General features: G+C 62.6%; 22 protein-coding genes and 1 pseudogene. 16 read left to right on the top strand and 7 right to left on the bottom strand.

All coding sequences use genetic code 11. The features are described 5' to 3' along the window. Positions 1 to 5 precede the first annotated feature (5 nt). Together ilvD and JQ597_RS14020 are read left to right on the top strand one after the other, a co-directional pair. Entirely contained in the window at positions 6 to 1721 is a 1716-nt protein-coding gene (gene ilvD, locus JQ597_RS14025; protein ID WP_212264852.1) for a dihydroxy-acid dehydratase, read from the top strand. 22 nt (positions 1722 to 1743) lie between these two features. After that, positions 1744 to 2423 (top strand): annotated as a pseudogene (locus JQ597_RS14020) (GNAT family N-acetyltransferase). An 8-nt stretch (positions 2424 to 2431) separates the two neighbouring features. Here the strand turns inward: JQ597_RS14020 and JQ597_RS14015 are convergent. Next, on the bottom strand, positions 2432 to 3064 hold the full coding sequence (locus JQ597_RS14015; protein ID WP_212264851.1) for an HAD hydrolase-like protein: 633 nt from the start codon (positions 3062 to 3064) through the stop codon (positions 2432 to 2434). An 18-nt stretch (positions 3065 to 3082) separates the two neighbouring features. Further along, a complete protein-coding gene (locus JQ597_RS14010; RefSeq protein WP_249135717.1) occupies positions 3083 to 3919 on the bottom strand; it encodes an SDR family oxidoreductase in 837 nt (278 codons plus the stop codon). A gap of 113 nt (positions 3920 to 4032) precedes the next feature. On the opposite strand from JQ597_RS14010, the gene JQ597_RS14005 reads away from it, so the two are divergent. Next, positions 4033 to 4737, top strand: coding sequence for a glutathione S-transferase family protein (locus JQ597_RS14005; RefSeq protein WP_212264849.1), 705 nt, complete (start codon positions 4033 to 4035; stop codon positions 4735 to 4737). Here the strand turns inward: JQ597_RS14005 and JQ597_RS14000 are convergent. Together JQ597_RS14000 and JQ597_RS13995 are read right to left on the bottom strand one after the other, a co-directional pair. Next, positions 4734 to 5291 carry a disulfide bond formation protein B gene (locus JQ597_RS14000; protein WP_212264848.1) on the bottom strand — a complete coding sequence of 186 codons (558 nt, stop codon included), beginning with the start codon at positions 5289 to 5291 and terminating at the stop codon, positions 4734 to 4736. The genes JQ597_RS14005 and JQ597_RS14000 overlap by 4 nt on opposite strands. 7 nt (positions 5292 to 5298) lie before the next feature. Beyond that, the gene (locus JQ597_RS13995; protein WP_212264847.1) at positions 5299 to 5457 is read right to left on the bottom strand and encodes a DUF5993 family protein; all 159 of its coding nucleotides are present in this window, start codon (positions 5455 to 5457) and stop codon (positions 5299 to 5301) included. A gap of 113 nt (positions 5458 to 5570) precedes the next feature. Here JQ597_RS13995 and JQ597_RS13990 point away from each other — a divergent pair, with 113 nt between their 5' ends. Further along, entirely contained in the window at positions 5571 to 5939 is a 369-nt protein-coding gene (locus tag JQ597_RS13990) for an ArsC family reductase (RefSeq protein ID WP_212264846.1), read from the top strand. Between the two features lie 13 nt (positions 5940 to 5952). On the opposite strand, the gene JQ597_RS13985 is transcribed toward JQ597_RS13990, so the two are convergent. Beyond that, positions 5953 to 6582, bottom strand: a complete 630-nt coding sequence (locus JQ597_RS13985) for a hypothetical protein (RefSeq protein ID WP_212264845.1) — start codon at positions 6580 to 6582, stop codon at positions 5953 to 5955. Between the two features lie 4 nt (positions 6583 to 6586). Continuing rightward, positions 6587 to 7189, bottom strand: coding sequence for a PAS domain-containing protein (locus JQ597_RS13980; protein WP_212264844.1), 603 nt, complete (start codon positions 7187 to 7189; stop codon positions 6587 to 6589). A gap of 371 nt (positions 7190 to 7560) precedes the next feature. Between JQ597_RS13980 and JQ597_RS13975 the strand changes: the two genes are divergently transcribed. The 7 genes from JQ597_RS13975 to JQ597_RS13945 all read left to right on the top strand — a co-directional run bounded on the left by JQ597_RS13975 (position 7561) and on the right by JQ597_RS13945 (position 14065). Further along, positions 7561 to 8316: an ABC transporter ATP-binding protein gene (locus JQ597_RS13975; protein WP_212264843.1), complete on the top strand. Its 756-nt coding sequence runs from the start codon at positions 7561 to 7563 to the stop codon at positions 8314 to 8316. After that, entirely contained in the window at positions 8309 to 9052 is a 744-nt protein-coding gene (locus tag JQ597_RS13970; RefSeq protein WP_212264842.1) for an ABC transporter ATP-binding protein, read from the top strand. Before JQ597_RS13975 ends, JQ597_RS13970 begins: the two co-directional genes overlap by 8 nt. Positions 9053 to 9089: 37 nt before the next feature. Then, positions 9090 to 10307, top strand: a complete 1218-nt coding sequence (locus tag JQ597_RS13965; protein ID WP_212264841.1) for an ABC transporter substrate-binding protein — start codon at positions 9090 to 9092, stop codon at positions 10305 to 10307. Between the two features lie 109 nt (positions 10308 to 10416). Further along, positions 10417 to 11280 (top strand): branched-chain amino acid ABC transporter permease, encoded by an 864-nt coding sequence (locus JQ597_RS13960; RefSeq protein WP_212264840.1) that lies wholly within the window; start codon positions 10417 to 10419, stop codon positions 11278 to 11280. Between the two features lies 1 nt (position 11281). Further along, positions 11282 to 12250, top strand: a complete 969-nt coding sequence (locus JQ597_RS13955) for a branched-chain amino acid ABC transporter permease (protein ID WP_212264839.1) — start codon at positions 11282 to 11284, stop codon at positions 12248 to 12250. A 151-nt stretch (positions 12251 to 12401) separates the two neighbouring features. Further along, positions 12402 to 13046, top strand: a complete 645-nt coding sequence (locus JQ597_RS13950; protein WP_212264838.1) for a DUF47 domain-containing protein — start codon at positions 12402 to 12404, stop codon at positions 13044 to 13046. A 14-nt stretch (positions 13047 to 13060) separates the two neighbouring features. Next, positions 13061 to 14065: an inorganic phosphate transporter gene (locus tag JQ597_RS13945; protein WP_212264837.1), complete on the top strand. Its 1005-nt coding sequence runs from the start codon at positions 13061 to 13063 to the stop codon at positions 14063 to 14065. On the opposite strand, the gene sugE is transcribed toward JQ597_RS13945, so the two are convergent. Next, positions 14066 to 14380, bottom strand: a complete 315-nt coding sequence (gene sugE, locus JQ597_RS13940) for a quaternary ammonium compound efflux SMR transporter SugE (RefSeq protein WP_212034055.1) — start codon at positions 14378 to 14380, stop codon at positions 14066 to 14068. Between the two features lie 151 nt (positions 14381 to 14531). Between sugE and JQ597_RS13935 the strand changes: the two genes are divergently transcribed. The 5 genes from JQ597_RS13935 (at position 14532) to JQ597_RS13915 (ending at position 19161) form a co-directional block, all read left to right on the top strand. After that, the gene (locus JQ597_RS13935) at positions 14532 to 16151 is read left to right on the top strand and encodes a peptide chain release factor 3 (RefSeq protein WP_212264836.1); all 1620 of its coding nucleotides are present in this window, start codon (positions 14532 to 14534) and stop codon (positions 16149 to 16151) included. A 305-nt stretch (positions 16152 to 16456) separates the two neighbouring features. Further along, a complete protein-coding gene (locus tag JQ597_RS13930; protein WP_212264835.1) occupies positions 16457 to 17182 on the top strand; it encodes a crotonase/enoyl-CoA hydratase family protein in 726 nt (241 codons plus the stop codon). A gap of 60 nt (positions 17183 to 17242) precedes the next feature. Next, complete coding sequence (locus tag JQ597_RS13925; RefSeq protein ID WP_212264834.1) at positions 17243 to 17800, top strand: TetR/AcrR family transcriptional regulator; 558 nt, start codon at positions 17243 to 17245, stop codon at positions 17798 to 17800. An 87-nt stretch (positions 17801 to 17887) separates the two neighbouring features. Beyond that, entirely contained in the window at positions 17888 to 18490 is a 603-nt protein-coding gene (locus JQ597_RS13920) for a UCP034077 family protein (protein WP_212264833.1), read from the top strand. 86 nt (positions 18491 to 18576) lie between these two features. Next, the gene (locus JQ597_RS13915; RefSeq protein WP_212264832.1) at positions 18577 to 19161 is read left to right on the top strand and encodes an NnrU family protein; all 585 of its coding nucleotides are present in this window, start codon (positions 18577 to 18579) and stop codon (positions 19159 to 19161) included. The last annotated feature ends 11 nt before the right edge of the window (positions 19162 to 19172 follow it).

The raw sequence follows: 19172 nt of genomic DNA, 5'->3' as shown, positions 1-19172 counted from the left end.
CAATAATGGTTGAAGACAGCAGCACCTACTGGAAGAAAGCCCGCGTCGAATTGCGTGCCGCCGGCTTCGAACCGGACCGCGCCGCGAAGACCAGCGCCGTCGTGACGATTGCGAGCGCCTATACCAACGCGCATCGCTGCAACAATCGCGTGCGTACCATTACGGATTTGCTCGTCGAACTTCTCGCCGAACGAGGCGGGCAGGGGCTGATCGTGGGGGCGCCTGCGGTGTCGGACGCGCTGACGCAGGGCACGCCGACGGCGGGCTACAGCCTGGCATCGCGTGACGTCGTCGCCGATTGCTTCGAGATCGGCCACTACGCGCACCATGGCGACGCCATGATCGTGATCTCCGGCTGCGACAAAACAGGAGCTGCCGCCCTGATGCCGCTCGCGCGGACCAATGCCTTCGGTCTCGTGCTCTATCCTGGCACCAGTTCGCCGGGCCGGGTGTCGTTCGGGGCGTGGGCCGCCAAGGGCAACAATCTGACGGTGATGGATTACGCCGAGGCGCGCGCGGCCAACGATTCCGGTCGCATCTCGTCGGAAGAGTTCCTTGAAATTGAACGCAACGTGATGCCCGGCAGCGGGACCTGCGGTGCGATGTTCACCGCCAACACGATGAGCACGATAGCGGAAGCGATCGGCATGATGCTGCCGCGCGGCGCCTCGCATCCCGCCGACTACCATGCCGGCAGCGATATCCATGCCGACGTCCGCGCGCAGGCCCGTGCTTCGGTCGACGCGCTGTACCGGCTGATCGAGGCCGGCATCCGGCCGCGCGACATCATGACCGAGCGTGCCTTCGAGAACGCGATCACGACCGTCTACGCGATGGGCGGTTCGACCAACATGTATCTCCACCTGCTCGCGGTCGCGCGCGAGGCGCAGGTGCCGGTTGGGATCGAACGCATCCAGCAGGTCGGCGAGCGGGTGCCGCTGCTGGCCAATCTGCAGCCGCACGGACCGTTCGCGATGGGAAGCCTGCATGCGATCGGCGGCGTGCCTGTCGTGATGAAGGAACTGCTGCGCAACGGCCTGCTGCATGGCGACGTCATGACCGTGACCGGCAAGACGCTGGCGGAAAACCTCGCTGATGTGCCGACACTGGAGCAGATCGGCCCGCAGGAAATTGTTTCCCCGGTGTCCAATCCGGTCGCGCCACCGAACAACCATATCAGTGTCCTGAAGGGTAATCTCGCGCCCGAAAGCTGCCTGCTCAAGCTGTCGGGCAAGACGCTCGACAACGGACAATTTCGCGGCACGGCCCGCGTGTTCGAGTCCGAGGCTGCCACGATGGCTGCGATCCGCGCCGGCGAGATCGTGGCCGGCAATGTGATCGTGGTGCGCAATGTCGGTCCGGTCGGCGGGCCGGGCATGCCCGAAATGGTAATGCTGACGATCCAGTTGCAGGGGCAGGGCCTCGGTGAGGATGTCGCGCTCATCACCGACGGGCGCTTCTCCGGCGTCTCGCACGGCATCCTGATCGGCCATGTCTCGCCGGAAGCGGCGCGTGGCGGGCCGATCGCGGCGGTGCGCGACGGCGATATCATCGTGATCGATCCCGGCGCTCGCACCGTCACCCTCGACGTGTCGCCCGAGGAGATCGCCCGGCGCATGGCCGACTGGCGCGCGCCTGACGCGGCACGGGTGCGGCGCGGCTCGGTGCACGACAAATATATCCGGCTGGTGTCGTCGGCGCATTATGGCTGCGTGCTTTGAGCGGACTTGCGCCAGCAAAACCATGACCCATCCGCTCGATCAGCCCATCTGGAGCGCTCTAACGACCCGGCAGCAGGCGCTGGCGGAGGGCGGTGCCGTGGCGCGGCGCTTTCCGCTCACGATCGCGCCATTCGCTGACATGGTGGACATGTCACCCGAAAGCTTTGCAGCCCTTGGCGCGTTGATGTCCGGAACCGAGATCGCTGTGCTGTTTACGTCAGAAGCGGTCAGCGTGCCGGATGACTTCAAAACCCTGCTTGCCGAGACCGGAGAGCAGATGGTCGGCACACCAGCGCAAAGTTCGCTTCCCGGCGTGGACATCGTCACGCTCGGCGCCGCCGATGTGCCCGAGATGATCGCGCTGGTCGAGCTGACAAAACCCGGTCCCTTCGTACGCGAACCCATGAACTGGGAACGTTTCTCGGCATCCGGGTCGATGGCCAGCTCGTCGCGATGACCGGCGAGCGCATGAAGCCCGGCAATTACACCGAGATGACCGCCGTCTGCGTACATCCCTCGTATCGCGGCCGCGGCTACGCGCAGGCGTTGCTCGGTGCAGTGGCCAGTCAGATTGTGGCGCGGGGAGAAATTCCGTTTCTGCATGTGTTTACCAGCAATGAATCCGCCATCGCGCTGTATCGGCGCCAGGGAATGGAAATCCGCCGCCGCCTGCATGTGACGGTGCTGCAGAAAAAGGCGTGACGGTTCAATCAGGCGATCGTGAGCCCTTGTTTGATCTCTTCCAACGTTTGGAAGAAATGCGTCGGCCCGGCGGCCTGCAGCGCGGCGGGCAGGGCGTAGCCCCACGCCACCGCGCCTGAATCCATCCCGGCGGTCTTGGCGGCTTCGATATCGCGGAGTTCGTCGCCAATGCAGAGGACTTCGGAAGCACTTGTTCCGAGCTGCCGCGCAACGCGCTTGAATTTGTGATGCTTGCCGAAGAGCGAGGCGCCGCAGTCGAAGCGCTCGATCAGCGCCGCGGAAGGACCGAGGACCTGGCGTACCGATGCTTCGCTGTCGGAGCTGACGATCGCGGTGTGGATGCCGAGGCTCTGCAGGTCGGCCAGCAGTTGCGAGGCGCCGTTGAACAGCGATATCTGGTTTGCGGCCGCAAGCTTGCGCCTCCGTATGTCGCGCGAGATGGCTGGAAGCTTCCACATCGGCATGTTGAGGCGGGCGATGATTTCGCGGCCCGAGCGTCCGCGCAATCCCTCCAGTTCCTCGGCGCTGACGGGCGCGAGGTCGAACTTCGTGATCAGGTCGTGAAAAACGGTTCGAAACCAGGGAAGCGAGTCGGCGAGCGTGCCGTCGAAATCGAAAATGGCGAGGCGATAGCGGGGCATGCGGGATCGACTAGCACATCACCTGTCGCCGCCGAAATAGTCCGGCTTGCCGGTGGTCCAGGTCTCACCCCAGAGCTGACCGCCGCCGTCGACCGTCAGCGTTTCGCCGGTGACGAATTTGCCGGATGGGGCGGCGAGGTAGACGCTGGCTTCCGCGATGTCCCAGGGCGACCCCGCGCGCATCATCGGGTTCGAGCGCGGATAGGCGGCGCGGGCTTCCGGCGTGTAGACGTTCCAGCCCTCGGTTTCGATCGCGCCGGGCGCCACGCAATTGACGCGGATGTTCAGCGGCGCCCATTCGACGGCGACGGCGCGCGACAGCCCGATCACGCCGGCTCGCGCCGCGACCGAATGCGCGATGCCGTAGAGCCCGTGTGTCGTCACCACCACGATATTGACGATGCTGCCGGGATGCTTGCGGTCACGCCAGCGTTGCGCGGCGGCCTGCATCATGTACCAGGTGCCGTTTAGGTTGGTGTTGATGACCGTGTTCCAGCCCTTCACGGAAAAGTCGATCGCGGCTTGCGGAAACTGCCCGCCGGCGCTGTTGACGAGAATATCGAGCCTTCCATGGGCGTCCCAGACGGCGTCGAACAGGGCGTCGACTGCGTCGGGCTCCCTGATGTCGGCGGTGTGGGCCGATGCTTTCAGGCCGCGTCCGGCCATTTCGGCCACCAGCGCATCGAGCTTGCCCTGATCGCGCCCGACCACGGCGACATGCGCGCCGAGCCGCGCAAACAGCCAGGCGATCGCTCGCCCGATGCCGCCGGCGCCGCCCGACACCAGCACGACCTGACTTTTGAGAGCATCCGCCGCGAACACAGTCGGATGAACCGCGAGCTCCGCGTCTGTCATGCCCAGCTTCGGCGGCGACGGATGATCAGTCATTGGTGGCGCCAACCCTTGTTAAGCGCGGCAAGCTTCGTACATTACCCGCCTGACAACAACCAAGCAAAGAACGAGTGTCAATGTCCGACCTTTCCGGCTTTCCCATCACAAAGCGCTGGCCCGCCAAACATCCCGAAAAACTTCAGCTTTATTCGCTCCCGACGCCGAATGGCGTCAAGATCTCGATCATGCTGGAAGAGATCGGGCTGCCTTACGAAGTGCATCTGGTCGACTTCAACAAGGACGACCAGAAGACGCCGGAATTCCTGTCGCTGAATCCGAACGGCAAGATACCCGCGATTCTCGATCCCGATGGACCCGGCGGCAAGCCGCTTGGTCTGTTCGAGTCCGGCGCGATCCTGCAATACCTCGCCGAGAAGACCGGCAAGCTGCTGCCGGCGGACGCCGCGCGCCGCTGGCAGACCATTCAATGGGTGCACTTCCAGATGGGCGGGATCGGACCGATGTTCGGCCAGGTCGGCTTCTTCCACAAATTCGCCGGGAAGGATTTTCCCGACAAGCGGCCGCTTGAGCGTTATGTCGCCGAGTCCAAACGCCTGCTCGGCGTGCTTGAGATCCATCTCAACGGCCGGCAGTGGGTGATGGACGATGAATATACCATTGCCGATATTTCCATGCTCGGCTGGGTGCGCAACCTGATCGGCTTTTACGGCGCGCGCGAACTCGTCGCGTTCGATTCTCTCAAGCACGTGCCGGCATGGCTGGAGCGCGGCCTCGCGCGGCCTGCCGTGGAGCGCGGCCTGAATATTCCGAAGCGGCCTTAGGAGAAGCGCTTGAGCAGTTCGTAGACGGTCGGATTGTCGGCGCAGGCGCCGAAACCGCATTCAAGGAGGGTCGAAACCACATTGAGACCTGTCAGCCCGATCACGAGCCAGACGGCGGCCTGCGCGAACAGGCCGCCGGTCGGCGGCAATGCAGCGCCATCATCTTCGAACTGCCGGTCGAACAGCAGCGTCGCCGCGAGAAGAACGATGGCGGCGATGAAGCCGATCAGGGCCCAGGTGTAATAGTGATAGCCGAGCAAGGCCGAACCGTAGCCCGCGTCTCCCGGCATGATGTGCAGCAGCACCTGCCGCGTCGAGGCCACAGCGCCGGCAACCGCTGCCAATAGCGACAACGCATAATGGCTGGGACGCGGGCCGAAACGGATGTTCAGGATCGGGCCGATGGCCAGCATCGCAAACAGGATGCGCTGCAGCAGGCAGAGCGGGCAGGGCAGTTCGTGCAGCAGCAGCTGCGCCGCAAACGCCGCCGCCAGCACCAGCGCGACGGCGTAGAGGCTGAGCGCATTCAGCGTGATGGCGCGGGTCTGGGTCATGCGCGGCTCAGAACGACAGTTTCAAGGTATCGGTCGCGTGGTGCAGATAGGTTGCGGCGCAGACAACCATGACGGCGGCGTACAGGCCGAGCGCAAGGGCGCGTGAACCGCGCCAGGCAACCAGCATCACCATGCTTGCTGCCAGAAACAAAAGGGTGAATTCCATGCGGGGCCTCACCTGCGGGTGACACGTCAGTCTATGATGGATTCGCTGATCTGCATTGTATAAAAACCTGCGGACGCTCCGCCAGCATGGCGCCAAATCTGGAATGCATTGAAATGCCCATCACCATCTACGGCATCAAGAACTGCGACACCATGAAGAAGGCCCGCGCCTGGCTCGACAGCCAAGGCGCCGCCTACGACTTCCACGACTACAAGACCGCGGGAATCGCCAAGGACAAGCTCAAGCAATGGTCCGATGAACTCGGCTGGGAAACCCTGCTCAACCGCGCCGGCACGACCTTCCGCAAACTGCCGGATAGCGACAAAGAAGGGCTGAACGAGCGCAAGGCGCTGGCGCTGATGCTGGCGCAGCCGTCGATGATCAAGCGGCCCGTGCTCGATCTCGGCGGCAAATTGCTGGTCGGCTTCAAGCCGGATATATACGCCAAGGAAGTGGCGTCGAAGGGCAAGCGCAAGGCTTAGTCGAGTTAGAGGCCTAGCCCAGTTCGATGACGTCGTCGGACAGCTGCCGGCTCGCGGTGCTCGGCACGAAATCACGATCGATGATGGCCCGGACCAGGATCACAGGAACGGCTTTGGGCCGGAGGCCCATCAGGTTGTTGATCTTGAAGCCGCCCTCGATGCTGATGCTCTTGTAGGAGCCCACGATCTGTTCGACCGCATCGCCCCGGCCGAACGGCATAAGCAGCCGCTCGTAGGACACGTCCTTGTTGTCGGCGTCCTGCACCGTTGAAATCGAATAGGCCGGCCGCCTGTGCTTCAGGCAAGCGCGATACAGGGCAATCACGCGGGCATACCGTTCAGGCCCGAGCGCGTCGTCAAGATAGCGATTGATGCGCTCAGCCGGGCTGAGATGGTCGCTGCCATAAGTGGCGCTTAATCTTGCGCCTGCCTGGGTAATCAGGAAGCGCGCGCCGTCGCCGTCGCCGTCGCCTTCGACGTCAAATCCCATCATGTCGGACAGTTCGTCGCCGACGCGGTTGGGCTGGAAATCATCGACGAGGGGAAGAGGCCGGTGCCTGGTTGCGGCGCGCAGCCACGCATTCAGGAGCTCGCGCTGCTTGATCGACCTCACGACCGAAGGATCGGCACTTGCGAATTCCATTGCCCTAGCCGAATTCGAGCACGTCGCCGGACGGAATGCGGCCGGGCGCGCGATGGAAAAGATCGCGGTCGATGATGGTGCGAAGCTTGGGCACCGGCAGCTTGCCGCTTCCGCGCATCAGATTCCTGATCTCGAAACCGCCATCCTCGCTGATGGTCTTTAGCGATGCGATGATGTGGGTGACGTTGCCGTCGTCGGAGAACGGCAGCAGCAGCCGCTCATAGGCAACGATTCGCCCGTAGATGTCATCGATATTGGCGATGGTGTAGGCGGGGAGCCGGCGGGCGATGCTTTCGTAATAGACCGGCATCACGATCGGTGCGAGCCTTGCGCCAAGATACTCGTCCAGATAGCGGCCCTTGCCGGTATTGCCATACGCGCTCGACATCCGCGTGCCGTCGCTCTGGATCACCAGGCGCGGCGGCTGAGCGCCGGTATCGACATCCAGAAAAACAAGGTCGGGAAGTTCATCCTCGATCCGCGCCGGTTGAAATTCGTTCATGCGCGGCACGGCCTGATCTCGGGCAAAAAGCCGCAGCCAGGTGTTCAGCAAATCGCGCTGCTTGATCGATTTGACGATTGATGGGTCGGCGCTTGCAAAATCCACGGCCGCGATCCCTGCCTGACTAAATCGCGAGATGATCTGCCCCGGGCGGTAATATTCTATGAAACGGCCCGATTGCAGCAAAACACCGTTAACGGCGGCTTTCCGGTGCACGGGTACGGCGGAAAAACGCTCCGGCCCCCTGCCATTCGCGCAGGTCGTGCAATTCGACTAAGGGCGGATTTGGAACCGGCACTAATGCTTTGGCCTAGCCAAGCTTTCCGCCTTGCCTAATCCGTGCCGTTGACGGCATATTCCGCCCGGAGGCGGCAGGTCCGGGACGGTTTCCAAGGCGTCCGGGAGAGCCTGCCCGACAAGGGAAAAATTGGCCGCGCGCGAGGGGACTTCGCAGCGGGCTGATGGGGGAAGTTTGTTTGGCCGATGAGATCATTCTCGAAACCCACGGATTGACCAAGGAATTCGCGGGTTTCTTCGCTGTTCGTGACGTTGCTCTCAAGGTGCGTCGCGGCAGTATTCATGCGTTGATCGGGCCGAACGGCGCCGGCAAGACGACATGCTTCAATCTCCTGACCAAGTTTCTGAAGCCCTCGGCGGGCCAGATTCTGTACAAGGGGCAGGACATCACTGCGATGGCGCCGGCCGATGTGGCCCGCCTCGGGCTGGTGCGCTCGTTCCAGATTTCGGCGGTGTTTCCGCACCTCACGGCGCTGGAGAATGTTCGGGTCGCGCTACAGCGCCAGCACGGCTCTTCATTCGATTTCTGGCGCTCCAAGAGCGTGCTCGATCGCTTCAACAATCGTGCCCATGAGCTGTTGAACGACGTCGGCTTGAGCGAGTTCGCCAACACGCCGGCTGTCGAGATGCCCTATGGGCGCAAGCGCGCGCTCGAAATCGCAACGACGCTGGCGCTCGATCCGGAGATGATGCTGCTCGACGAACCGATGGCCGGCATGGGCCACGAGGACATCGACAAGATCGCGGCGCTCATCAAGAGCATCTCGGCGAAACACACGATCCTGATGGTCGAGCATAATCTCTCCGTGGTGGCGAACCTTTCCGATATCATCACGGTACTGACGCGCGGTCAGGTGCTGGCGGAAGGCAACTATGCCGATCTGTCCAAGGACGAGCGCGTCAAGGAAGCCTATCTGGGGGCCGGTCATGGCTGAGGTAAAGATGGCGGAAGCCCCTGCAAAGACGACCGGCACGCCGGTTCTCTCGGTTCAGAACCTGGAGGCCTGGTACGGCGAATCCCACATTCTTCACGGCATCAACTTCAATGTGAATGCCGGCGAGGTGGTAACGCTGCTCGGCCGCAACGGTGCCGGCAAGACCACTACGCTGAAATCGGTGATGGGGATCATCGGCAAGCGCACCGGTTCGATCCGCTTCAACGATCAGGACATTACCCGCGCCGCGTCCGACAAGATCGCGCGGATGGGCGTCGCCTTCTGCCCGGAGGAGCGCGGCATTTTCGCAAGCCTCGACGTGCGGGAAAACCTGTTGCTGCCGCCGATCGTGCGCCCGGGCGGCCTGTCGCTCGATCAGATCTTCGAGCTGTTTCCCAACCTGAAGGAGCGCCTCAACAGCCAGGGCACCAAACTTTCAGGCGGCGAGCAGCAGATGCTCGCGATCGCCCGAATCCTGCGTACCGGCGCGCGGTTCCTGATGCTGGACGAGCCGACCGAAGGTCTGGCACCGGTCATCATCCAGCAGATCGGGCACACCATCGCGCGGCTCAAGTCGGAAGGTTTCACCATCCTGCTGGTCGAGCAGAATTTCCGCTTCGCCGCGACGGTTGCGGATCGCTATTACATCGTCGAGCACGGCAAAGTCATCGACGGGTTCGCGAATTCGGAACTGCAGGCCAATATGGACAAGCTCCACACTTATCTTGGCGTCTGATCGGTATAGTTCGGCAAGCAAAATTCAGGGAGAAAATATGAAACAGAAAATTTCGGCACTTCTTTTCGGCACCGCGCTGACCCTCGCCGCGAGCGGCGCGCTGGCGCAGGATAAAACCGTCAAGGTCGGCGTACTCACCGACAATTCCGGTCTCTATTCCGACCTCGGCGGCGCCGGCTCCACGCTCGCCGCCCAGATGGCGATCGAGGATTCCGGGCTTGCCGCCAAGGGCTGGAAGATCGATCTGATTTCGGCCGACCACCAGAACAAGCCCGACATCGCCACGACAATCGCGCGCCAATGGATGGACGTCGAGAAAGTCGACATCTTCGTGGACGTCCTCAACTCCGGTGTTGCGCTGGCGGTCAACAACCTGGTGAAGGAAAAGAACGCCATCATGATCAATACCGGCGCGGCGACGTCGGACCTCACAAATGCCCAGTGCTCGCCGAACACAATTCACTGGGTCTACGACACCTACATGCTGGCGAACAGCACCGGGCAGGCGCTGGTGAAGGCCGGCGGCGATACCTGGTACTTCCTGACCGCGGACTACGCGTTCGGCCACGCGCTGGAGCGCGACACCGCAGCGGTCGTGGTTAAATCGGGCGGCAAGGTTATCGGCAACGTCAGGCATCCCCTGAACTCGTCGGACTTCTCCTCGTTCCTGCTGCAGGCGCAGGCTTCCAAGGCCAAGATCGTCGGCATGGCCAATGCCGGCGGCGATACCACCAACACGATCAAACAGGCGTCGGAATTCGGCATCGTCGCAGGTGGCCAGAAACTCGCAGGTCTGCTGCTGTTCATCAACGACGTCCACGCGCTTGGCCTGAAAGTGGCTCAGGGCCTGAACTTCACCGAAACCTTCTACTGGGACCTCAACGACGACACCCGCGCGTTTTCCAAACGCTTTTCCGAGCGCATGAAGAACAAGGCGATGCCGTCCATGGTGCAGGCCGGCGTCTATTCGGGCTTGATCCACTATTTCAAGACGGTCGACGCGATGGGCGGCAATCCGCATGACGGCATCAAGGTCGTCGAGAAAATGAAGGCGGCGCCGACCGACGATCCGCTGTTCGGCAAGGGCACCATCCGGCCCGACGGCCGCAAGCTTCATCCGGCCTACCTGTTTGAGGTCAAGAAGCCTGCCGAGTCCAAGGGACCGTGGGACTATTACAAGCTGGTCGGAACGACCCCGGCGGACCAGGCGTTCAGGCCGCTTTCGGAGAGCCTCTGTCCGCTGGTAAAGAAGTAACGACGGCAGCCCGCCGGCACCGTGCCGGCGGGCTTCCCCTCGCGTCACCACGCGATACCTTCGCGTCACCACGCGAAATAGCGTCACAACGAAATCGAGTGCGAAACCGATGCAAGCTCTCTACGCGCAGCTTTTAGTGGGATTGATCAACGGCTCGTTCTACGCGCTGCTCAGTCTGGGGCTGGCCGTGATCTTCGGCATGCTCAACATCATCAATTTCGCCCATGGCGCGCTCTATATGATGGGTGCGTTCTGCGCCTATTTCCTGCTCAATTTGGCGGGTATTGGATACTGGCCGGCGCTGATCATTGCGCCGATCGTGGTCGGCATCTTCGGCATGATCCTGGAACGGACCATGCTGCAGTGGCTTTCGGGCCTCGATCATCTCTACGGGCTGCTCCTGACGTTCGGTATCGCGCTGATCGTGCAGGGCGTGTTCCAGAATTATTTCGGCTCCTCGGGCCTTCCCTATGCGATCCCCGATGAACTGAGGGGCGGCATGAACCTCGGCTTCATGTTCCTGCCGATTTACCGCGGCTGGGTGGTCGTGTTCTCGCTCATCGTTTGCCTCGCCACCTGGTACCTGATCGAAAAGACGCGGCTTGGTGCCAATCTGCGCGCCGCGACCGAAAACCCGACACTGGTGCGCGCGTTCGGCATCAACGTGCCCAGGATGATCACGCTGACCTATGGGCTCGGCGTGGGCCTCGCGGCGCTGGCCGGTGTCTTGTCCGCCCCGATCAACCAGGTCCGGCCGCTGATGGGCGCCGACCTGATCATCGTCGTGTTCGCGGTGGTGGTGATCGGCGGCATGGGCTCCATCATGGGATCGATCATCACCGGCTTTTCGCTCGGCGTGATCGAAGGACTAACCAAATACTTCTATCCCGAAGCTTCAAACACCGTGGTTTTCGTCCTGATGGTACTGGTGTTGCTGGTGAAGCCAACGGGTCTGACCGGACGGGCGGCCTGATATGAGCGCATTGACTGACGATACACTGCCGGCATCACCGCGCGCCGTGCGCGACGAGATGATCGTATTCGTCCTGATGGCGGCGCTGCTGGCGATCGTGCCGCTGACCGGGATCTATCCGTTCTTCGTGATGCAGGCGTTGTGCTTTGCGCTGCTGGCCTGCGCGTTCAACCTCCTGATCGGCTACGGCGGGCTGTTGTCGTTCGGCCACGCGATGTTTCTGGGCACGGCCGGTTACTTCACCGCGCATGCGCTGAAGGTCTGGGGGCTGTCGCCGGAGCTCGGAATTCTGGTCGGCACCCTGGGTGCCGCCGGGCTTGGCGTCATTACCGGCGTCGTCGCCATTCGCCGTCAGGGCATCTACTTCTCGATGATCACGCTGGCGCTGTCGCAGCTTCTGTATTTCATCTACCTGCAGACGCCGTTCACCCATGGTGAGGACGGCATCCAGGGCATCCCGCAGGGCTATCTGTTCGGCATCTTCAATCTCGCCAAGCCGACGGTGCTCTATTACGTCATCCTCGTCGGGTTCCTTGGCGGTTTCCTCTTGATCTATCGCACCATCAACTCGCCGTTCGGCGAGGTCCTGAAGGCGATCCGCGAAAACGAACCGCGCGCGATCTCGCTGGGCTACAAGACCGATCACTACAAATTGCTGGCCTTCATCCTTTCCGGAACGATCGCCGGTTTCGCAGGCTCGCTAAAGGTATTCGTGGCGCAGAACGCCTCGCTCACCGACGTGCACTGGACGATGTCGGGCGAAATCGTGCTGATGACGCTGGTCGGCGGTCTCGGAACCGTATTCGGTCCTGTGGTCGGCGCCTTCGTGATCATCGCCATGCAGCAATATCTGGCCGGTTTCGGCCAGTGGGTGACGGTGATCCAGGGCGTCATCTTCGTCGCCTGCGTGCTGACTTTCCGCCGCGGCGTGATTGGCGAGATCGCGCATTTCTTCCGCCGTTCGCTGTAAATTGCCCGTTCGGGTGCATTTTTACGGCCTACAAAGCGGTGGATGACCACTATTCCGGGGTCCGTCGTCGCGCGCTTTGCCTGTGAATGGTCTATGACAGTTTTGTGACAGGCTGCCTCGGGCAGCCGTTCCAGAACGATGGATAAGACCGATGTTGCGCTGGTTTCGCTATTTCCTGCCCAAGGAAGAGCGGTTTTTCGACCTCTTTGCCCGTCATTCCCAGACCGTCGTGCAGGGGGCGCTGGCCCTGCAGGACATGCTGCGCGGCGGCGACGAGACGCCGGTGTTCTGCCAGCGCGTCAATCAGTTCGAAAACGATGCCGACAATATCACCCGCGAGGTGCTGACTGCGGTCCGGCGCACCTTCATCACCCCGTTCGACCGCGGCGATATCAAAAACCTGATCACCTCGATGGACGATGCCATCGACCAGATGCAGCAGACCGCCAAGGCCGTCATTCTGTTCGAGGTCCGCGTCTTCGAGCCGCCGATGCGCGAAATCGGAACGCTGATCGTCGAATGCGCCAATCTGGTCGGGCGCGCTTTGCCGTTGATGCAGGCGATCGGTGACAACGTCGCGATGCTGACCGCGATCACCGAGGAGATCGGCAAGCTTGAGGGTCGCATCGACGACCTCCACGATATCGGGCTGAAGGAACTGTTTCTCAAGCATCGCGACGCCAACACCATGGATTTCATCGTGGGCGCCGAGATCTACAAGCATCTTGAAAAGGTTTCAGACCGCTTCGACGACGTCGCCAATGAGATCAACAGCATCGTGATTGAACAGGTATAGGGCAGGGCCAACAAGTGGATGCTGCGCTTGGTCTTCCAATTCTGATCGCATTGATTGCGGTCGCGCTGCTGTTCGACTTCCTCAATGGATTGCACGACGCCGCCAATTCGATCGCCACGATCGTGTCGACCCGCGTATTGCGGCCGCAATATGCGGTGTTTTGGGCCGCCTTCTTCAACTTCATCGCCTTTCTGGTGTTCGGTCTTCACGTCGCCAACACCATCGGCACCGGCATCATCGAGCCCAGCATCGTCGATGCGACGGTGATCTTTGCCGCGCTTGTCGGCGCCATCGTCTGGAACCTGATCACCTGGGGGCTTGGCATTCCCTCGTCCAGTTCGCACGCGCTGATCGGCGGCTTGCTCGGCGGCGGGATCGCCAAGGCAGGCCTGTCCGCAGCGGTCTGGAGCGGACTCTCCAAGACGCTGCTGGCAATCGTGCTGTCGCCGCTGGTCGGGTTCCTGCTGGCACTGGTGCTGGTCGCGATCGTGTCGTGGCTGTCGGTGCGATCGACCCCGTTCGCGGTCGACCGCGCGTTCCGCATCCTGCAGTTCGTCTCGGCCTCGCTGTATTCGCTCGGTCATGGCGGCAACGACGCGCAGAAGACCATGGGCATCATCGCGGTGCTGCTCTATTCGCAGGGCCATCTCGGCACTGAATTCTCGATCCCGTTCTGGGTGGTGATCTCGTGCCAGGCGGCGATGGGGCTCGGCACGCTGATGGGCGGCTGGCGGATCGTCCGTACCATGGGCCTGCGGATCACCAAACTGACGCCGATGCAGGGTTTTTGCGCGGAAACCGGCGGGGCCGCGACCCTGTTCATGGCGACCTGGCTCGGGGTTCCCGTTTCCACCACCCATACCATCACCGGCGCCATCGTTGGCGTCGGCGCGGCGCGCCGGGTCTCGGCGGTGCGCTGGAACGTGGCCAGTTCGATCGTCTATGCTTGGGTCATCACCATCCCGGCCTCGGGAATCGTGGCCGCAGCGACATATTGGGCGGTGGTGCTGCTGCGCTAATCAGGTGACCAGCTTCAGCCCGACAATGCCGGCTACGATCAGCCCGATGCTGGCCAGGCGGGCCGCGGTGGCGGGTTCGCCGAAGAGGGCGATGCCAAGGATAGCCGTGCCGACGGCGCCGATTCCGGTCCAGACGGCATAGGCCGTTCCGATCGGTAAGGTTTTCAGTGCCAGTCCGAGCAGGAGGATGCTTCCGGCCATGGCCGCCAGCGTCAGGGCCGACGGCACCAGCCGCGTAAAGCCTTCGGTGTATTTGAGACCGATGGCCCAGCCGATTTCCAGGAGACCCGCGGTGAACAACACAGCCCAGGCCATGACAAACCCTCCAGATAAGGCAGGGTCGTCCCCGCGGATGATGGTGATGGGAAGGTCGTCCTTCCCTGCTGGATATGGGGGTTGTATCCACGGTCGGCAATTGCCAAATCGCCCTTGATTGCGCCCGTTTTCCCTGCCAAACGCTCGATTCATGTCCGACATTGCCGTTTCAGCCGAATCGCCGTCCCGCTCGCCGCTTGCAGATGAAGTGGCGCGGCGGCGGACCTTTGCCATCATTTCTCACCCGGACGCCGGCAAGACCACGCTGACCGAAAAGCTGCTGCTGTTCGGCGGCGCCATCAACCTTGCCGGCCAGGTCAAGGCCAAGGGCGAACGCCGCAACACCCGATCCGACTGGATGAAGATCGAGCGCGAGCGCGGCATTTCGGTCGTGACCTCGGTGATGACCTTCGAGTTCGATGGCCTGGTCTTCAACCTCCTGGATACGCCGGGCCATGAAGACTTTTCGGAAGACACCTACCGCACGCTGACCGCAGTCGATTCCGCGGTCATGGTGATCGACGCCGCCAAGGGCATCGAGGCGCGGACGCGAAAACTGTTCGAGGTATGCCGCCTGCGCGACATCCCGATCATCACCTTCATCAACAAGATGGACCGCGAGAGCCGCGACACGTTCGAGTTGCTCGACGAGATCGAGAAGACGCTGGCGCTCGACACCACGCCGATGACCTGGCCGGTCGGCCGGGGCCGTGACTTCCTCGGCACCTATGACATCGCCACCGGCGGCGTGCGCCTGCTCGAAGGCGGCGGCGCCAAGACCGGCGCCGCGCAGCAGATCGACATCGCCGATCTCGCCGGCCGGAGCGCCAATCTCGACGTCGCCGAGGTCAAGGACGAACTCGCGCTGGTCTCGGAAGCCTGCAAGCCGTTCGAACTCGAGGCGTTCCGCGAGGGCCATCTGACGCCGGTCTATTTCGGCAGCGCGCTGCGCAATTTCGGCGTCGGCGATTTGCTGGAAGGTCTGGGGCGCTTTGCGCCGCCGCCGCGCGCGCAGGAGAGCAACCTGCGCAAGGTCGAGGCATCAGAGCCGCGCATGAGCGCCTTCGTGTTCAAGATCCAGGCCAACATGGATCCGAACCACCGCGACCGCATCGCGTTCGCGCGGCTGTGCTCCGGCAAGCTCAGCCGCGGCATGAAGGCCAAGCTGGTGCGCACCGGCAAGAACATGTCGCTGTCCTCGCCGCAATTCTTCTTTGCCCAGGACCGCTCGGTGGCGGATGAAGCCTTTGCCGGCGATGTCGTCGGCATTCCCAACCACGGCACTTTGCGGATCGGCGACACGCTCACCGAAGGCGAAGACCTCACATTCGTCGGCGTGCCGAGCTTTGCGCCGGAAATCGTCCGCCGCGTGCGCCTGACCGACGCCATGAAGGCCAAGAAGCTGAAGGAAGCGCTGCAGCAGATGTCGGAGGAGGGCGTCGTGCAGGTGTTCCGCCCGCGCGACGGCGCGCCGGCGCTGGTCGGCGTGGTCGGTCCGCTGCAGCTCGACGTGCTCAAAGCGCGGCTCGATGCGGAATATTCGTTGCCGGTCGAATTCGAAGTCTCGGAATTCCAGCTGGCGCGCTGGATCTCGTCCGACGACCGCAAGAAGCTCGACGCGTTCATGTCGGCCAATGGTTCGGGTGTCGCCGATGACGTCGACGGTGACCCGGTGTTCCTCGCCAAGAACGAGTTCTATTTGGGCTATACCAAGGAACGCGCCGAGGGCATCGTGTTTTCTCACATCAAGGATGTGAAGAAGAAGGCGTGAGGGACGCGGGGAGGCTGCAATTGGCCTCCGTTCTCCTGTCGTCCTCCGCGAAAGCGGGGGACCCAGTCCGCCGCGGCCTTTCGATTATTCAATAACCATCTCTGGAATACTGGGGCACCCGCCCCAGTGCGCAATTGCGCACAAGGCGGGTGGCGACAGCAGCGGCGTGTCGTTACAGCACAGCACGCCCATTACCCATGCATCCAGTGGAGGCATGTATGCGTTTCTTGCTCCCTGACTGGTCTTGCACGCCCGCAGGCATTCCGAAAGTATCCAGTGGATGCTTATAGAACAGGGAGGCCAACATGACTGATCTTGCGACCTATTCCCGCACCGGCCCCGTCGGCACCATCGTGATGGATGATGGCAAGGCCAATGTGATGTCGCTGGCGATGCTGAACGCGCTGCATGCGGCGTTCGACCAGGCGGAAAAAGACAAAACCGTCGTGATCCTGAAGGCGCGCGGGAGGCACTTTTCCGGCGGTTTCGACCTCAACGTCTTCGCCAAAGGGAGCGCCGAGGATCAGTACCTGATGCTGAAAGCGGGCGCCGAACTGGCGCTGCGCATCCTGTCGTTTCCGACCCCGGTGGTCGCCGCCTGCCAGGGCAATGCCTATCCGATGGGGGCCTTCCTGATCATGTCCAGCGACCACCGTCTCGCCGCCGAGGGCAATTACTTGATCGGGATGAATGAAGCTGCAATCGGGCTCACGGTGCCGCGGTTCGCCATAGAGATCGCCCGGCAGCGGCTGACGCCGACCTATTTCAGCCGGGTCGTGATGACGGCCGAAATGTTCGGTCCGGCGGAAGCCGTCACGGCCGGCTTCTTCGACCGCGTAGTGCCGGCTGACGCCCTGGAGCGCAGTGCGGAGGAGGTGGCCGGGAAGCTGAGCACGCTCGACATGGCGGCGCATGCCGCCACCAAGGCGCGGGCGCGCGGTGCCGTGATCAAGATGATCCGCGGCATGATCGACGAGGACATCACCCCGCAATATGGCGAGGATCGCATCAGGAGCCGCGCTTCGGCTTAAGCTTCGGAAATTCGTGTCCGCGACAGTGGCGCTGCGGCCGGGGCCTTTGTATGAAGGGATATGACCGCATCGCCGCGCCGGACGACCTATCGCCACGGCAATCTGAAATCAGCCGCGCTGAAGGCCGCCACCCGTCTGGTGGGCAAGGCCGGCCATGAGCAATTGAGTCTGCGCGAGGTGGCTGATGCCGTCGGTGTTGCGCATCGCTCGCTGTATAATCATTTCAGGGATCGCGAAGCGCTGCTCGATGCGGTCGCCACCGGCGCCTATGACCGGCTGGCCGCGATCCTCGTCAAGGCGACCACGCCGGAGGATTACACCGCGAAATATGTCCGCTTCGCGCTCGCCAACCGTGCGCTCTATGCGCTGATGACCAGCCGCCCGCACGCGACGATGAAGCACAATCCGCCGCTGCAGACCGCGGTCCACGGCGTCATCACCCAGGCGATGCGGATCTTTTGCCAGGACATCCCGACATCAGCCGCGCGGCGCCGGGCCGTGATGAAGATCTACATCACGCTCTATGGTGGTATTTCGCTCTATGCGGCCGGCGTGCTCGACCAGCCCAGCGAAAAGGCGCTGATTGCGGAACTATCGGCGATGAATGCCGGGAAATGAACGCGGGGATGTGAACGCCGGCCCGCTTGAACCCGACCAAGGCGCGGACCAATTTGATTGGATCGTCGACATCAAGGGAACCGGCGTATGCTCCGGCGCGTCATCATCTGCCTGATCGTCGCGGTTGCCGGTATCGGCGCCGCCGACGCCCAGTCGCGGCGTCAGATCGACGCCACGCCGTTTTCGCACGCGCCGTGCAGCGTGCTCGACGGCCAGCCCTGCACACCGTCATTCTGCAGCGTGTTCAACGATGGCCCCTGCATTCCCGAGATCGATTATCCCTACGGCCAGAACCTGCAACTGACGATCGAAAGCGTACCGCCAAAGGACCAGGCGGCGAAATACCGGAAGCCGGACCACGACCTCGACAGCATCGGCGACCTGTTTGCGGCGCTGCGATCCTGCTGGACCCCGCCGCCGGCCGATAGCGCGCGCGAGGGCATGCAGATGTCGGTGCGCTTCAGTTTCAAGCGGTCGGGCGAAATCATTGCCGCGCCCCGGCTGACCTTCGCCACCGCCGGCGTTCCAGCCGATACCCGTGCCACCTACCTGAAGGCGATCAACGCCTCGCTCGAGGCCTGCAAACCGCTGAAATTCACCGGCGAGCTCGGAGGCGCGCTGGCCGGGCGACCGATCGCCATTCGTTATGTCGACAACCGCGATCTGAAGAAGCAAGCGGAGAAGCCATGAGGCGGATGGCGGCGTAGCGCATTGCGCTCCAAGCCCCATCAATGATAGGCGAGGGTAGAAGCGAAGCCGCCCAGGGAGAGGACATCATGGGACTGCTGGTGATGATCCTGGGCCTGGTCCTGTTTCTCGGCGTCCACACGCTGACCACGCAGCGCAAATTGCGTGCACGGGTCGTCGGCTCAATGGGCGAGGGCGGCTACAAGATCGGCTATACGCTGGCCTCGGTTGCGGGCCTGGCGCTGATCATCTGGGGCTTCGCCAACTATCGCGCGACGGGCTGGATCAACGTCTGGAACCCGCCGACGGCGTTCAAGCACATTACCGTGGCCCTGATGCTGCCCGCGATCATTCTGGTGGTCGCCTCCTACATCCGCGGCCGGATCTACACGACGCTGAAGCATCCGATGCTGACCGGCGTCAAGCTGTGGGCGGCCGCGCATCTGCTAGCCAATGGCGATCTCGGCTCGATCATCCTGTTCGGCTCGTTCCTGGCGTGGGCGGTGTTCGACCGCATCTCGCTGAAGCGCCGTGCCGACGCCGGCGGGCCGCCGATACCGGTCGGCGGTCCCGGCAACGACCTGATCGCAATCGCGGTCGGGGTCATCGCCTATCTGGCACTGGCATTTGCCTTCCATCCGGTCGTGATCGGCGTCCCCGTGGTTGGAGTCTAGCAAGGCAAGAG

The organism is Bradyrhizobium sp. AUGA SZCCT0177 (genome assembly GCF_018130125.1).
Lineage (GTDB): Bacteria > Pseudomonadota > Alphaproteobacteria > Rhizobiales > Xanthobacteraceae > Bradyrhizobium.
The sequence above is the reverse complement of the archived record's forward strand: the minus strand, read 5'-3'. Positions and strand labels throughout refer to the sequence as shown.

What these genes read in the sequence shown, in the direction of transcription:
- JQ597_RS14010 (WP_249135717.1), bottom strand. Translation starts at nt 3,919, where the DNA reads ATGACAGACGCGGAGCTCGCGGTTCATCCGACTGTGTTCGCGGCGGAT.
- JQ597_RS13990 (WP_212264846.1), top strand. Translation starts at nt 5,571, where the DNA reads ATGCCCATCACCATCTACGGCATCAAGAACTGCGACACCATGAAGAAG.
- JQ597_RS14015 (WP_212264851.1), bottom strand. Translation starts at nt 3,064, where the DNA reads ATGCCCCGCTATCGCCTCGCCATTTTCGATTTCGACGGCACGCTCGCC.
- JQ597_RS13985 (WP_212264845.1), bottom strand. Translation starts at nt 6,582, where the DNA reads ATGGAATTCGCAAGTGCCGATCCTTCGGTCGTGAGGTCGATCAAGCAG.
- JQ597_RS13960 (WP_212264840.1), top strand. Translation starts at nt 10,417, where the DNA reads ATGCAAGCTCTCTACGCGCAGCTTTTAGTGGGATTGATCAACGGCTCG.
- JQ597_RS13965 (WP_212264841.1), top strand. Translation starts at nt 9,090, where the DNA reads ATGAAACAGAAAATTTCGGCACTTCTTTTCGGCACCGCGCTGACCCTC.
- ilvD (WP_212264852.1), top strand. Translation starts at nt 6, where the DNA reads ATGGTTGAAGACAGCAGCACCTACTGGAAGAAAGCCCGCGTCGAATTG.
- JQ597_RS13915 (WP_212264832.1), top strand. Translation starts at nt 18,577, where the DNA reads ATGGGACTGCTGGTGATGATCCTGGGCCTGGTCCTGTTTCTCGGCGTC.
- JQ597_RS13955 (WP_212264839.1), top strand. Translation starts at nt 11,282, where the DNA reads ATGAGCGCATTGACTGACGATACACTGCCGGCATCACCGCGCGCCGTG.
- JQ597_RS13995 (WP_212264847.1), bottom strand. Translation starts at nt 5,457, where the DNA reads ATGGAATTCACCCTTTTGTTTCTGGCAGCAAGCATGGTGATGCTGGTT.
- JQ597_RS13920 (WP_212264833.1), top strand. Translation starts at nt 17,888, where the DNA reads ATGCTCCGGCGCGTCATCATCTGCCTGATCGTCGCGGTTGCCGGTATC.
- JQ597_RS14005 (WP_212264849.1), top strand. Translation starts at nt 4,033, where the DNA reads ATGTCCGACCTTTCCGGCTTTCCCATCACAAAGCGCTGGCCCGCCAAA.
- JQ597_RS13930 (WP_212264835.1), top strand. Translation starts at nt 16,457, where the DNA reads ATGACTGATCTTGCGACCTATTCCCGCACCGGCCCCGTCGGCACCATC.
- JQ597_RS14000 (WP_212264848.1), bottom strand. Translation starts at nt 5,291, where the DNA reads ATGACCCAGACCCGCGCCATCACGCTGAATGCGCTCAGCCTCTACGCC.
- JQ597_RS13970 (WP_212264842.1), top strand. Translation starts at nt 8,309, where the DNA reads ATGGCTGAGGTAAAGATGGCGGAAGCCCCTGCAAAGACGACCGGCACG.
- JQ597_RS13950 (WP_212264838.1), top strand. Translation starts at nt 12,402, where the DNA reads ATGTTGCGCTGGTTTCGCTATTTCCTGCCCAAGGAAGAGCGGTTTTTC.
- JQ597_RS13935 (WP_212264836.1), top strand. Translation starts at nt 14,532, where the DNA reads ATGTCCGACATTGCCGTTTCAGCCGAATCGCCGTCCCGCTCGCCGCTT.
- sugE (WP_212034055.1), bottom strand. Translation starts at nt 14,380, where the DNA reads ATGGCCTGGGCTGTGTTGTTCACCGCGGGTCTCCTGGAAATCGGCTGG.
- JQ597_RS13925 (WP_212264834.1), top strand. Translation starts at nt 17,243, where the DNA reads ATGACCGCATCGCCGCGCCGGACGACCTATCGCCACGGCAATCTGAAA.